General features: G+C 37.4%; 14 protein-coding genes and 1 pseudogene. 6 read left to right on the forward strand and 9 right to left on the reverse strand.

What is annotated here, in order from left to right:
* The 4 genes and pseudogenes from B6258_RS00265 to B6258_RS00285 form a co-directional block, all read right to left on the reverse strand.
* Positions 1-180 (reverse strand): annotated as a pseudogene (locus B6258_RS00265) (phage regulatory protein/antirepressor Ant); the annotation flags it as partial.
* Between the two features lie 171 nt (positions 181-351).
* On the reverse strand, positions 352-1,245 hold the full coding sequence (locus B6258_RS00270; protein ID WP_099073623.1) for a helix-turn-helix domain-containing protein: 894 nt from the start codon (positions 1,243-1,245) through the stop codon (positions 352-354).
* 450 nt (positions 1,246-1,695) lie between these two features.
* Entirely contained in the window at positions 1,696-2,172 is a 477-nt protein-coding gene (locus tag B6258_RS00280; RefSeq protein WP_036976726.1) for a YmfL family putative regulatory protein, read from the reverse strand.
* 37 nt (positions 2,173-2,209) lie between these two features.
* Positions 2,210-2,404: a Cro/CI family transcriptional regulator gene (locus B6258_RS00285; RefSeq protein WP_049217157.1), complete on the reverse strand. Its 195-nt coding sequence runs from the start codon at positions 2,402-2,404 to the stop codon at positions 2,210-2,212.
* A 112-nt stretch (positions 2,405-2,516) separates the two neighbouring features.
* Here B6258_RS00285 and B6258_RS00290 point away from each other — a divergent pair, with 112 nt between their 5' ends.
* The 5 genes from B6258_RS00290 to B6258_RS00315 all read left to right on the forward strand — a co-directional run bounded on the left by B6258_RS00290 (position 2,517) and on the right by B6258_RS00315 (position 9,825).
* Complete coding sequence (locus B6258_RS00290; protein WP_420820571.1) at positions 2,517-3,155, forward strand: LexA family protein; 639 nt, start codon at positions 2,517-2,519, stop codon at positions 3,153-3,155.
* A gap of 395 nt (positions 3,156-3,550) precedes the next feature.
* On the forward strand, positions 3,551-4,075 hold the full coding sequence (locus tag B6258_RS00295; RefSeq protein ID WP_099073625.1) for a hypothetical protein: 525 nt from the start codon (positions 3,551-3,553) through the stop codon (positions 4,073-4,075).
* A 249-nt stretch (positions 4,076-4,324) separates the two neighbouring features.
* Positions 4,325-5,500, forward strand: coding sequence for a site-specific integrase (locus B6258_RS00305; RefSeq protein ID WP_099073627.1), 1,176 nt, complete (start codon positions 4,325-4,327; stop codon positions 5,498-5,500).
* A 329-nt stretch (positions 5,501-5,829) separates the two neighbouring features.
* Complete coding sequence (locus tag B6258_RS00310; protein ID WP_099073628.1) at positions 5,830-8,289, forward strand: P-loop NTPase family protein; 2,460 nt, start codon at positions 5,830-5,832, stop codon at positions 8,287-8,289.
* Between the two features lie 327 nt (positions 8,290-8,616).
* A complete protein-coding gene (locus tag B6258_RS00315) occupies positions 8,617-9,825 on the forward strand; it encodes an integrase domain-containing protein (RefSeq protein WP_099073629.1) in 1,209 nt (402 codons plus the stop codon).
* A gap of 324 nt (positions 9,826-10,149) precedes the next feature.
* Here B6258_RS00315 and B6258_RS18515 read toward each other — a convergent pair whose 3' ends face one another.
* The 5 genes from B6258_RS18515 to B6258_RS00340 form a co-directional block, all read right to left on the reverse strand.
* A complete protein-coding gene (locus tag B6258_RS18515; RefSeq protein WP_099073630.1) occupies positions 10,150-10,380 on the reverse strand; it encodes an HNH endonuclease in 231 nt (76 codons plus the stop codon).
* Positions 10,373-10,528, reverse strand: a complete 156-nt coding sequence (locus B6258_RS17965) for a hypothetical protein (protein WP_164996111.1) — start codon at positions 10,526-10,528, stop codon at positions 10,373-10,375. Before B6258_RS17965 ends, B6258_RS18515 begins: the two co-directional genes overlap by 8 nt.
* Before the next feature lie 124 nt (positions 10,529-10,652).
* A complete protein-coding gene (locus B6258_RS00330; protein WP_099073632.1) occupies positions 10,653-10,880 on the reverse strand; it encodes a hypothetical protein in 228 nt (75 codons plus the stop codon).
* 98 nt (positions 10,881-10,978) lie between these two features.
* A complete protein-coding gene (locus B6258_RS00335) occupies positions 10,979-11,752 on the reverse strand; it encodes a hypothetical protein (RefSeq protein ID WP_099073633.1) in 774 nt (257 codons plus the stop codon).
* A gap of 451 nt (positions 11,753-12,203) precedes the next feature.
* Entirely contained in the window at positions 12,204-13,475 is a 1,272-nt protein-coding gene (locus B6258_RS00340) for a DUF927 domain-containing protein (RefSeq protein WP_164996112.1), read from the reverse strand.
* 92 nt (positions 13,476-13,567) lie between these two features.
* Here B6258_RS00340 and B6258_RS18210 point away from each other — a divergent pair.
* On the forward strand, positions 13,568-13,659 hold a 92-nt coding region (locus B6258_RS18210), incomplete at its 3' end, for a transposase (protein WP_240531496.1).

Raw genomic sequence — 13,659 nt, forward strand, 5'->3', positions numbered from 1 at the left:
ATGTTCAAAAGGGAACTCAGCCAATGGCTGGGTTAAAATTTGAGCAACAAAAAGCCTATCGGCAGAACGCTTAACATCGGAGTGATTACTTCCGGTTAAACTGGCAATCTCTCGACTCGACATAGTTAATTCACGATTCATTATAGGTAATACTGAAACTTCCATTGTTTTTTGCATCATGCTATTTCTCTCCACGTTTTACTCGTGACCGTACATCACGTGATTAAATGGGCAGATTGTTCTCTCCTTCACAATATCCATTAACATCAACTCAGGCATAAGTACCCAATAATTCAATCAGTAATGTCACTACAAACCAAAAACTAACGAACAAAATGTATTTAGTTAGCATTACTGAGCCTCCTGTAACATTTCTATCGCTTGCTTCCAAATGCTGTTCCATGCTTGGCGACCTGAAAACTCACTCATACGACGAATGCCTGTTTTACCTGCTAGCTCAAGTGCAATTTCTTCAATGCGATTTTTAGGTTTAGAGCGAGAGCCAATCAAGCGGGAAAAGGCACTATCACGTTCAACGGTGTCAACATGAACTTTTGGTTCATTCCTTGGCTCTTGGCTACGGACAGTGAGTTCATCAAAGTGTTTACGTNATTTTTTAACACGACCAAACATCCATTTCGCCGTTTTTAAATCATCTTCATCCCCCCATTTCTGCCCATTAGCGCTGTAAATTACTGCTTCAGGATAACGAGTTAAAAAATCATTTTTGGGCTGGTCGCTGAATGCGCCAGAATTCTGCGACGAAGAATGATTTATTAATGGATCATATTTTGAAGTTACTGATGGATCGCCCTCAGGAGCTGGCGGGTCAAAATCCCTACTTTTGCTCGATTCTGAAGGAACAGAATTTGATGCAACAAATTTTGATGGGTCAGATCCTGATGCGTCAGGTTTTGACACGTCAGATTTTGTTGGTTGAGAAAGCGCTTTCTTGGCTGATTGGTATAGTTTTTCTACATTCAACTGATAAATATTGCTTGCGTTACGATTGCCTTTTCTACGTTTTTCGCTGGTTAACCACCCTTCTTTTTCCAACTGTTTTATTGCTGTGCGCACCGTGCTTTCACCCGCACCAATTTGGCGAGCAATCGTCACAACAGAAGGCCAACAAATACCTTCATCATTAGAAAAATCAGCTAATCTTGCCATGATAGCGACTGATGTGAGTTTTAAACCTGCATGGGCGCAACCATCCCAAACATAACTAGATAATTTAACACTCATAAGAGGCCTCACTTAACTCGGGTATATCTCTCTTTAAATCTCTGAACTGGCTCGCATTGTTCGTATTCACAACCATCAATCATAAAAAATAACGCGCTGTTTTTCTCGATCATAACGAATGACATGAACAAGGAGCCCTCGAGGGTTTCTGTAATAGCGATCAAGACGATTGGGATCTTCATTTCGCATTGCATTTTCCTCCACTCAAGAAATAGAAATCAGCCCATGACTTTTTCAGTGTCCTCTTATCTACCAAATCGATATTTTTTCGGTAGTTGTGTGATCGATTGTCACTCGGTATGCTTTCTACATAGCGAAATGTTCCCTCTTTAGTTAAGGGTAAACAGCGAAATTGCTTTTTAGGTATTAGATGCGCTAATCTACTCATGCTTATTTCTCTTCACATCATTGAAATTGGCAATCGAAGCCAGAGGCCGTATACCTTTGGCTTCACCCTTTCTTAGTCGCTTCCTGTTTTTCACCGTATAACACTTTCAGTGAATCCAAGAACCCAATTGCATACGCAAAAACTTTTCCTGCTTTTCGATAAATACGCCCTATTTCTTCATCCGTTAAAACACCATCAACAAGACTTTCTTGAATTAAAACAGCGAGTGATCCTTGCATAGCAGCCAATGTCATTCGCATATCAAATAGCTCTACTTGATCTATCTTTTCTGCTTCTATTTTCGGTAATGCACTCATGCCATGACGTTCTAGGTGATATTCCACCAGCAACTTAGTGCCTGAAATGTCTTCCATGGCTTCTTGTTCATCGATATCAAAGAAACGGCAGCCATTTTTTTCGTATAACTTGTTATTAAACGTATCAAGTGACATACCTAGAGCCCCAGCCATCGCAGAACGCCCACCCGGCAGTGCTTTGCACATTTCTTTAATAACTTCTTTAATTGAATGTTTACTCATATCTACCTGCTCTATCTTTTATTGGTAGTTAATTGCCTTATGCTGTTTTGGTATTTTTTCTATAAAGTTCAGGGTTATATTTAAGTTTTCCCTTGGTGATTTTTTCTATTTCATACGCCCTTACTTTAGGAATGATATATCCCCAACCACACACCGAAGGATGTTTAATACCGAGGGCTTTTGCTGTTTTACACGTACCACCAAAAAACGTGATTACATCTTTTTTCTTCATTTGTAATCCTTTGGTAAGTGAATAATTCACACGCATATAATGTAGGATATCTTACATTTAAATGTCAAGATTCTTACATTTGGAATGTGGTAGGCTTTCCTACATGAAAGAAATGAGCGAACGAATTAAACAAAGACGCCTTGAGCTGAAAATGACACAGCAGGTTCTAGCTAAAAAAGCTGGAGTCAATCGTGTGACTGTTACTGGTTGGGAAAAAGGTGACTATCAACCCAATGGCGCTAATCTTCAAGCATTAGCGAGTGCTCTTGAAACAAGCCCTATTTGGCTTGTTGATGGAAAAGAAGATCCTATTTCTAATGTTTCGTTTTTTAAATTTAATAGATCTAGTGGTGAATACCCTTTAATTAGCTGGGTAAGCGCTGGGAATTGGTCTGAGGCCGTAGAGCCATATCATAGAAAATCAATCGATACATGGTATGAGACAACTGTGCATTGTTCCGAAGAATCATTTTGGCTAGAAGTAAAAGGAGATTCTATGACCTCTCCTTCTGGACTCAGTATTCCTGAAGGGATGATTATATTAGTAGATCCCGCAGTAGAGGTTGTTAGTGGCAAGCTAGTTGTCGCTAAATTAGAATCTGAAAATGAAGTTACATTTAAGCAGTACATTGTAGACGCAGGCAACCATTACTTAAAACCATTAAACCCTCAATACCGCTTAATACCAATCAATGGAAATTGTAAAATTGTGGGTGTTGTTGTGGATGCCAAAATAGCTCATTTACCATAATTTCCTATCTCATTGATAAAAGGATCCTCTTCGGAGGATTTTTTATTACCATCATATACCAATGTAAGATTTCCTACAAAAATACTTGACACACCAATGTTGGTTATCCTACATTTTAAATGTGCGGTGTAGGATGAGTTACATTATGATTAATATCTAATTCAATTATGTGTGTGAAAACACCTTAATAAAAATTTTCATGTGAAGAGAAATAGTTTCTGTCTGTTGGGAAACAGTAGAAACCGCCATAACTTGAGGTAAGCAATAATCAAGTTCAATAATTGAAACATAAAAAATAAGTCTTTATTTGAATTTACCATTAACCAACATCAGGGAAACTTAATCTCGATTAAATCGAGAGGGATCTTTATTACTTAAATTATGTGGAGAGAATAATGTCTTATATTGCAACTGCAACGAATAAGCACTTCTATAACCTCGATGTACGGATCGAGGTTATAGATATTCAAGACATTGCGACGGGTTTAGCTAATGAATGTCGCTTTAATGGACAGATTGATAATTTCTATTCTGTTGCTCAACACTCGGTATATGTCAGCTATTTAGTTGCTCCTGAATATGCTTTAGAAGCCTTACTTCACGATGCCAGTGAAGCCTATGTAAAAGATCTGCCATCACCGCTTAAAAAGCTATTACCTGAATATAAGGAGATAGAAAAAAGAATTGATGCTGTTATTCGTCAAAAATATAACTTACCACCCGTTATGTCGGACTCCGTTCATTTAGCCGACTTAATGATGTTAGCAACCGAAAAACGAGATTTAGAAATTGATGTGGGTAGCAATTGGCTAATGCTTGAAGGTATTCCTACGAGTGATTTTATTGTTAATCCATTAACCCCATTACAAGCCAAAGTTTTATTTTTACGTAGATTTAATGAATTAAGTAAAAGGAGCTAAATAAACAGTTCTAAAAAGTTTAAATAAATACCACCAGCATTATTAACGTCTATTTAAACTGTATACGGCAGTATGGAGAGAAAATATGTACTTTGAATGCATACCGATTTCTATGTATTGCAAGCTATTTGGTGAGTCACCTGAAGCAATAAATAAACGGTTACAAAGACAATTCTGGCATGAGGGAATTCAAGTTTTAAAAGTAGAAGGCTCCAAGGAGCGCTGGATTGATGTAACCGAGGTAAATAAATGGGCACGAAAAAACAAACAGAATACTCATTACCAAGAGGCGTGACTGTTCGAAAAAATAAAACCAAAGACACAATAATTATCACTTTTACATACAAAGGGGTTCTATGTAGAGAGCCCTTATCTAGATTAACCATCGATAATAAAAATATTAAATACGCAGAAAGGTTGCTTGCTGAAATTCAAAATAACATTGAAAAAGGCACTTTTAATTACGCTAAATATTTTCCTAATTCTAAAAAGTTAATGCTTTTTGGCGTTAATAATCGCGAAAAAAGAGTGATTGATTATTTAGATGAGTATTTAGTTATTTGCGAAACTCGAAATTTATCACCCTCTACGATTGGCGGTTATAAAAAATGCAAAAGTGCACTGTCTGATTTGCACCAATTACATGTTTCATCACTGACACCGGCTATCCTTAAAAACTGGATACAAAAGCAAACGACAGTATTAAAAACCATCCGTAATCAGCTTTCTTTCTTACGTAGCTCACTAGATGAAGCCATTACCGATGGCGTTATATCAATTAACCCTGTAAGCCTTGTATCCGCTTCAAGATATCAATCAAATAACAGTGACAATGAAAGCAGTTATATCGTTGATCCTTTGTCACCTAAAGAAGTCTCTGCCCTACTCGTTGCGGCAAGATATGAGCAATGGAAAAACTTATTCCAGTTTGCCATTAATACTGGGTTAAGAAGCTCTGAATTATGTGCATTGAGATGGAGTGATATTGATTTCATAGAAAATACTGCACACGTGCAATCCGCCAGCGTGGTTGGTGTTATTAAGAAAACCAAAACTAAAGCTGGTACTAGAAAGGTTGAGTTGAATAGTGAAGCCCTGAACGCCCTAAATAACCAGAAGCAATTCACGTTCCTGAAATATGATGTGATTTTTGAAGATCCGAAAACAAATAAAGCTTGGGCAGGTGCTGACGCAATCAGAAAGAAAGCATGGGTACCAACGCTGAAAAAAGCGGGCATCAGGTATCGTAACCCTTATCAAACGAGACATACCTTTGCTACACGACACATCAGCCAAGGCGCTAACCTGTTTTGGCTAGCTGGACAAATGGGGCATAAAGGGCCTGAGATGCTATTTAGGCACTATGGAGGATATCTTAAGGAGTATGATGGGAGTGCAATGAATAAAATAGCTGAAAAACATTGAGTTCAGAAAACAGCCTAATTGTATCTTTATGCTATCAGCATGATTATAAATTAACTGTAGATATTGATTTGTTATTAATTTTTAGTAGTAAACAGTACCTATTACCTACAACATCCTAACCATAAAAAAAAAAAGAAAATCCAAATAAAAAATTTCATTCTTAAAATACTTCCCAAGTAGGATGTTATAATTGCAGTAGAAATAAAAATATAAGTAAGTAATAATGCGATACATGATAAGTAGTAAATTATATTTCAAAGGAAAATAGTTATTTACCTAGACCATTTTCCTTGACAACTTAAACTTAATTTTTCAGACCTACTACCATTATGAAAAGTTTATATTTAAAGCAACTAGATGTAGCAAAAGAAAAACAAAATAATTCAGAGCGACTAGTTTATTTAACATCAGTTTTGAGATCCTTACTACAAACATCCGTAGTATGTTCATTTGAGATTACAAAAAATTTAACACCAAGTGATGAAATAGACTTAGCTGAACTAACAAATCGTTTTTGTAAACCGTCTGATGGATTGCCATTAGAGATATTAAATACCCTCATACCAATAATTAGAGCCTATGCTGCAACGGATTACTTACAGGGATGGTTTGAACCAACAAGAGTGATAAATCTTCCTGTATCTAAACAATTAACAACTTGGGTAGAATTTAGAAATAAAAGACCCGGGCACGGAGTTTTAGATGAAACTAATACAACGGAATGGGTCAATAAAACAGAAAAAATAATAATAGATTGCTTAACTGTTTTTTCAAAAATATTACCTAAAATTTCTACTGATGATACCCTGCTACCATTAAAACACTTCCATGAATTAAAAATAACCGCCCCATTATATTACAAGCAGAATGCCATTGTAATTTTAGGTATCATTGTCAGAAAAGGTATTTGGAAGCTAAAAGGTCAGTTGTTATCTTTCCAAAATGCGGATGAATTCACACTAACACTTGATGAAGATAATATTTTTAATACCACAGGAATGAAGCCAGCTGGGAAATATAACCTCACTGAAATAATTTCTAATGGAAAAAATTATTCTTTCTTTCATAACATCCCGATAAGGCAGACTGATACATTTGAAGGAAGAAAGGCTGAACTGCAACAATTACAAGAATGGATTGACGACGAGGATTCAAGATACTGCTTAGTTTATGGTGATGGTGGCTATGGAAAGACTACTTTAGTACTCGAAATGTTAAATCTTTTTCTAGAAAGTCACTATGACTTTAATGAACCTTTACCAACTATTGTTAGTTATCATACAGCAAAAGTGACAAGATGGACTGAGCAAGGATTAGTTCATTTGACAGGAGCTAATCCTGCTATGGAGGAGTGCCTAAGGGAGCTAGTTAGGTGTTTTCACCCAGTTTTAGGCTCAGAATGGTACACAATCACAGGGCGCCAGCTAATTGATAAAACTGTTGGAGTTTTGAAAAAAGAAAATCTTACACGCAACGATGTTCTTTTAATAATTGATAACACAGAAACTCTTGCTACTAACTCTCAAGAAGTTAAAGATCTGGGCATTTTCCTCAAACAAATAGGGAAAATGATTGGTAGAATAATTATCACATCAAGGAGACGTGAATTCATTGAGGCAACTCCAATAGCCATTGAAGGTCTTTCCGAGATTGAAGGCGTCAATCTAATGAGAAGATTAGCCGATGAATTTTCTGCGAGACCAATACAACAAGCTGGAGAACCTAAGTTAAGAAAAGTCTCAACACAGCTTATGCATAAACCACTCCTCCTAGAAGCATTAGTAAAATATGTAGCTAGAGGCTCTTCTGGTATTGATGTCGCAATTGATTCTATCTTTAAAAAATCAAATGAAGACTTGTTGGAGTTTTTATATGAGGATGCATGGCAAAGAATGAACCAACTTCAGAAAGAGGTATTTCTGATTTTAATTCATTTATCTAGCCCATTAGACCAAAATACAATTAGTAGAACATGTCAAGAAGTAGGAATACAACACACTGAATTTCAAGAAGGACTAGAAGAAACTCACTTCTCAGTTTTAACTGACTATGGGCGTACATATACAATTGAACTAGTCGATTTATCTAAAAGATTTTTCCTTCAACAATTCAGCAAATTAGAAAATGAAAAGAAACAAAATATTAGATCTATTGCTGAAATAGTCGATTCTTATGCTGCGGAGCGAGAAAGAATCGATAAAGAATATAAAACTGATCGAATTGCAGAAGCATTTCGAAGCGAATATGCAAAAGCAGCAAAAATTTATGCGGATAAAGGCGAGATCACAAATGCTATTGAAATGTATAAACTAGCAATTGAAGATGATCCAGTAAACTCATCCTTGCATGATAGATTTTCTTGGCTTTTATTAAATAAAACCTCTGATTATGAGTATGCGAAGAAAATATCAGAGAAAGCATTTCAACTTGATGACAAAAATTGCGATGCAATTGTAGGTCTTGCGCTTGTTCATTACAGATTATGTAACATATCAGAAGGTGATAAGTATATAGACTTAGCTCAGCACAATGGCCGAAGCCGTTCATTCTGCATGCTAAGAAAAGCCATAGCTCGATACTATCAATCAAAAAAAGAAGATATATTAGATAATAAAATTGAGCTTCTTGAGACATCACTTAGTCTTTTAGAACAAGCAGAGCGAATGAATACCAAAACTAAAGGATACGATGCTAAAAATAAAAGCGATATACAACGTTATCAACAATTAACTAGGGCTCGACTTACTACCGAGAAAGCTAACAGAACAAGGACTATGAAGGTAAGCTAACAAGTATTACCAATTATATAGTTGTAAGTCCTATAATGGAACTACACCATGACCCCCATGTGCACGTCTAGTGCACATGATTGAAGTTTAATCAAAACATCCCTTTATAATCAATAAATTAAAAAATTACGGACTCGGGTTCAACTCCCGCCAGCTCCACCAAATATAGTATCATTGATGTTCAGTGATGATTAAAAAAGCCTTCAATTTCATAGTTGAGGGCTTTTTTTATATGTATTAATGGTCAGTTATGTTCAGTGACAAGTAAAATTTTTAGTTATATCATTAGTTATATTCCATATGTATAACTAAAAGGCGTATAACTACATGGCGCGTACAACAGTTCCACTCAGTGATACCAAGCTAAAATCAGCAAAGCCCAAGGATAAAGATTATACGCTGCAAGATGGAAATGGCTTATATCTACTAATCAAAACAACCGGCTCAAAAATATGGCGCTTTAACTACTACCGCCCTATAACCAAGAAACGAGCACTTATTAGCTTTGGTAGCTATCCTACAGTTAGTCTTTTAGATGCTCGGCTTAAACGTGAAAATGCACGAGAGCTTCTAGCTAAAAATATAGATCCACAAGAACACAAAAAAGCTGAAGAACAACGCCTATTTGAAGAAAAAAATAATACTTTTGAAAAAATAGCTCAGCAGTGGTTTGAAATCAAAAGTAAATCTAGCTTGCAAGAATCAACCTTGAAAGACATTTGGCGTTCTCTTGAGTTACATGTCATCCCTCATGTTGGAGATATAGCAATAGCTGATTTAAAAGCCCGCCACTTTATTAACGCATTAGAACTTTTAAAAGCACAAGGCAAGCTAGAATCAGTTAAACGAGTAGCGCAACGCATTAATGAAGTGATGTTTTATGCTGTGAATGTGGGTTATCTTGATGCTAATCCTGCTGCAAAAATTACCGCCGCTTTTGAAAATCCAGTTGTAAAAAACTTACCTGCATTAAAACCTGATCAGCTTCCTGAATTAATGGCTGCAATCCAAGGAGTCAACATTGAGCGACAAACTTACTGTTTACTGCAATGGCAATTATTAACCATGACTCGCCCAGTTGAGGCAGCCGAAGCGGCATGGTGTGAGATCGATCTGGATAATAAGCTCTGGACTATCCCACCAGCAAGAATGAAGATGAAAAGAGAACATATCATTCCTCTATCTTCTCAAGCATTGGCAATATTAGAAACTATGAAACCTATAAGCGGTCATAGGGAGCACATTTTTCCTAGTATGAAATCACCACACACTAAACCAATGAATAGCCAAACAGTTAATGCGGCTATCAAGCGTGTTGGCTTTGCAGGTCGCCTTGTAGCACATGGATTCCGTTCAATTGCATCAACTGCATTAAATGAGCATGGATTTCAACCTGATGTGATTGAAGCAGCTTTAGCCCATATAGATAGTAATGAGGTAAGACGTGCTTATAACAGAGCTATTTATCTTGAACAAAGACGCGAAATGATGGATTGGTGGGGAGAGTTTGTTGATGACTCAATCAACAAGCGCTAATAAACAATTAAGTTTAGCAGTCTGTTTTGTGCCTGAGCGGACGTCGTTAACACAATGATGAGTAAAAATATGGGAAAGAATCAACCTAAGTTAAATGTTTAAGTGATTCAGAGTACGCGCTTTGCAGATTTTCCTGTTGGCGATTCTTTGCTATCGCTTTGACGCGGGATTGTCTGTGTGATCTGATGCTAAAATTAAGCAAAGATTCTATTTATTTAACAAAGTACAAAACTCTAATACTTACTCTCTGAACATAACGTGAAAATAACCGGAAGTGAAAACTGTTTTTTTCCCTTCCGGTTAATTGCAGGGGCAGACATTAGTTTAGAACCTGTAGATATCAATGTTCAGCTTACCCGCATGATACTTTTTGTGGCATTCGTCGCACAAGGTGACAAAATTAATGATGTTATCGCTCCCGTCCTCAGAGAACGGAATCAAGTGATGGCCTCGTGCTTCTTTCTTCCCGTTTCTCCAACAAACAATGCATAGGTTATCCTGTAATTCTTTGATTCTCTTTTGCTGTCTTGTGTGAGAATACGGCCGTTTATTCATTTTCCTTCTTCTCTATGAGAGCACGTATTTTGCTAGGCAATTCACGGCTACTTCCCTCAACCAATGTGGCTTTCACTTCGTCACCTGTGACGCGCTTCTTTAACTTAACAATCTCAGCATGCATTTCATCTTGCTCGCTTCGTGTCATTCCATCGATACGAAGAATCAAAGCCCGATCTCTGGTTTCTTCCGAGCTTGTGTTATTAGCGGTCGGACATGTCCTACGATTGTGTCCTTCTAATCCGCATGTTTTACATTTCATTTTAAGGCCTCTAGAATGTTGAAACTCTTACGTGGCCATCTCGAACTTCGATTTCATTATCTCCTTCAGCAATAGTCCATGTTGACGATATTTCTGGCAAGCCGTCTGAATTCTTTGAGATCAATATAATTTCTATATGTCCTGATTTTCTCTTGACTGTAATAGCAACACTTCCTTCATAGGGCAACACGCTAACAACAGTGTCCCCTTTTTTTAGAATTTTGATGTTGAGATTCATAAAAAGTCCTAATACTAAATTAAAAATTAGTGGCTAACATTCGAATTCATTGGCGCCCGCTGGGCATCAGGTCGAATGAATGGTTAGCCGTAGCTAGCTCATGACAAAGTTTTCACCTGCCGCCAAGTCTCTATGCCCAGTCGTGTCATTGCGCCAAATGCAGCTTGCTTAAGCTCAGCGTACTCTGTGTCATTGAATACTCCTGTTTGCTGAAATGCTGTCAGCATGAATTTGAGCACCTGCTGAACCGTATCGCGAAGCTCCGCTTGATCTGGTTTGGCTGGATTCAGCATTAGCGTAATCATATTGCATTGCTCCATGATCTCAGAAGACATCACATCAAGTTGTTGTTGTGTAGTTGCATTTGAGCCGGAAGTCATTGGGCGCTTCAAAAGGTTATACTGCAGATCAAGCTGTTTATATAAATTCGACAACCTTTCACGAATATCTTGCAGCCAACGAAGACGCTCTGTCGCTACAAGATTCGCTTGCAGGCGTTTAGTTTCGAGTTCCAAGTCAGTCTTCGCTTTCTGTCTGGCAAGCAAGTAGCTGGCAAGTCCGCCAGCCAGTGCACCGAATATTCCGGCCGCCGCAGAGATCAGCGCGACAAGAGTTGATGAACCAGTGGACATATTACCACTCGAACTCGGGATTATAGTTATGGCTGGTATGGGCGGCATGCTGACGGTCTGGAAAACGGTGATTGATCCGCAGACGATTCTTATTTCAGGCCTAACAGTCTGAAAAGGTTTGTGAGGCAGCATTGGGTGCGAAAACTCACATTCGACCTTTGCACCAGACTCCTCAGCCCACACAGGAGCAAAAGGGAATAGTAATACGGAGAGAAAAAGCATGCGCAGCTTCAAGTTCATTAGTTTTACTACTACTCCTTAGGATGGTTAATAGTGATTATAAGGAAGACTTTGCTAACATGTTAATAGTGCCTTCCATATAATTCAACTCCTGTCATACAAAGACTACGACAAACATTAATTTAAATAAATAACATAAATCCAGCCGCTGAGCCTGAATACATTCACTTGGCCTATTCTTTTATCGCAAACATTACAGATGTATAAAAAAAACGAAGGTAGTGACCATGACAAGTGCTGGTAAGCGATACCGGTTGAAAACTTCCAGTCTACTTATTACCTGTATTGTCGTGCTGACACTGAATTAGTGTATGTCCGCTTCTCGCTGTGAGTTCAATTAAATTTGACGCAGATACAATCAATATCACTCAAATAACCTAAAGCCAATGTAACAAAGGCCTTCCAGAAATAACTAGAAGACCTTTAATATAATACCTTACTGATTGAACAGTTAACTTACAACATCTACTTTCAAGCAGTAACGGCGGCTTAATTTCACACCATTAACCTTACACTGACGAGTGCTTTTGCCTTGGGCATCAGTCAGTAACTTCCCTTCTGAGACCAACTGATTAATCACTGATTTTTTGTTCCCAATAATATTATTATTAAAAAATAATGGGTTTACAGCGGCATAATGTTCTCCCTTGATTTTTAAAACAATAACATCTAAGTTATTTAGCTCGTCCTTGTCGACTAGACTCTTTTTCGGTTTGCAGGGATTTTTCAATGTATTTAATAGCTTTTGAGTGAAAACAACCTTTTTAATAGGGTTTTGATCTATAGCTTTCAGATAACAATGTGTAATTCCATCAAAAACTTCCTTCTCAGTAAAAGGGAGAACCTTAGTTTTAATACCTAGGATCCCACTTGCGTATGCTAAGGCAAAACGAGTAGCTATACGCCTTTCTAGTCCCTTAGAGCCCACTTTATTCTTCTCCAAGAATTTAGTAATATAGCCGTCGAGCTGATTAGTAATGTACTCATAGGACTTTTGATTGGCCTTTGCCAGTATTTTCCGTACGAATGCATCCCCAGCTGTGCCATAATAGTTATTGCAATTTTCTTTCAATCCTTCTGCATATTCAGCAGATGACGATACACCTTCAGGTAATGAATTAAAAATACCCATACCGTTATCACAATCAACAGGAACATCTATGAATCGAGCTATTTCACCATTCTTTCGACTCATTAGACCAGAGCTGGCATGTTGGCTTAAAGCTTCTTCACCATTGCTTAAAGCGACTAATTGCCAACTTGCCGAACGTTCTTGATAGATATGACTTCTTGACTTACCAGTACCAGAACCAAGCATATACACAAATTTTTGCATTTTTTGGGCGGCAGCTTGGCGATTAGAGTCTATTAAAATAAGTTCGTCAGTCAATAATAAACCATGATTACGAGACTCCGCTTGCTGCTCAAATGCAGCCTCAGTTATATTCCAATCAAGAATGTATGAAGAGTCTCCAAATACAGAAGCTGCTGATTCTAACATTGTACTTTTCCCCGAAGAACTCTCACCGTGAGCATGAAATCCTCCTGATTCTATTTTTGTAAAATAAATGCACATGCCAGCAAAAGCTGAACATAAGCCAAGCATAATATAAGGACTATATTTAGCAGTTTCTGCTACCTTATTCTTCCATTGTTCCAATGTCCCTTTAGCCTGACATGAGTAATTAAATGTTCTAGCATTAGGATTTGGAAATATCTTCAAGTCATTATGTCCACCTAATACCTCTTGTCCACTTCCCCTAAAATAAGACAGCTATAATTAGATTTTCTGCCCTTTAATTTGCAGAGGTCATCATGAAAAAAGCCCGTTTTACTGAAACTCAAATCGTTAATATTTTAAAACTCGCTGATTCTGGTATGAAAGTAGAAGATATTTGTCGCCAAAA

Source organism: Proteus alimentorum (assembly GCF_002607735.1).
Taxonomy (GTDB): Bacteria; Pseudomonadota; Gammaproteobacteria; order Enterobacterales; family Enterobacteriaceae; genus Proteus; species Proteus alimentorum.

Excerpts from the sequence above, each read along its gene's own strand:
- B6258_RS00280 (WP_036976726.1), bottom strand. The coding sequence starts at position 2,172 with ATGAGTAAACATTCAATTAAAGAAGTTATTAAAGAAATGTGCAAAGCA.
- B6258_RS00285 (WP_049217157.1), bottom strand. The coding sequence starts at position 2,404 with ATGAAGAAAAAAGATGTAATCACGTTTTTTGGTGGTACGTGTAAAACA.
- B6258_RS00290 (WP_420820571.1), top strand. The coding sequence starts at position 2,517 with ATGAGCGAACGAATTAAACAAAGACGCCTTGAGCTGAAAATGACACAG.
- B6258_RS00295 (WP_099073625.1), top strand. The coding sequence starts at position 3,551 with ATGTCTTATATTGCAACTGCAACGAATAAGCACTTCTATAACCTCGAT.
- B6258_RS00305 (WP_099073627.1), top strand. The coding sequence starts at position 4,325 with ATGGGCACGAAAAAACAAACAGAATACTCATTACCAAGAGGCGTGACT.
- B6258_RS00310 (WP_099073628.1), top strand. The coding sequence starts at position 5,830 with ATGAAAAGTTTATATTTAAAGCAACTAGATGTAGCAAAAGAAAAACAA.
- B6258_RS00315 (WP_099073629.1), top strand. The coding sequence starts at position 8,617 with ATGGCGCGTACAACAGTTCCACTCAGTGATACCAAGCTAAAATCAGCA.
- B6258_RS18515 (WP_099073630.1), bottom strand. The coding sequence starts at position 10,380 with ATGAATAAACGGCCGTATTCTCACACAAGACAGCAAAAGAGAATCAAA.
- B6258_RS17965 (WP_164996111.1), bottom strand. The coding sequence starts at position 10,528 with ATGACACGAAGCGAGCAAGATGAAATGCATGCTGAGATTGTTAAGTTA.
- B6258_RS00330 (WP_099073632.1), bottom strand. The coding sequence starts at position 10,880 with ATGAATCTCAACATCAAAATTCTAAAAAAAGGGGACACTGTTGTTAGC.
- B6258_RS00335 (WP_099073633.1), bottom strand. The coding sequence starts at position 11,752 with ATGAACTTGAAGCTGCGCATGCTTTTTCTCTCCGTATTACTATTCCCT.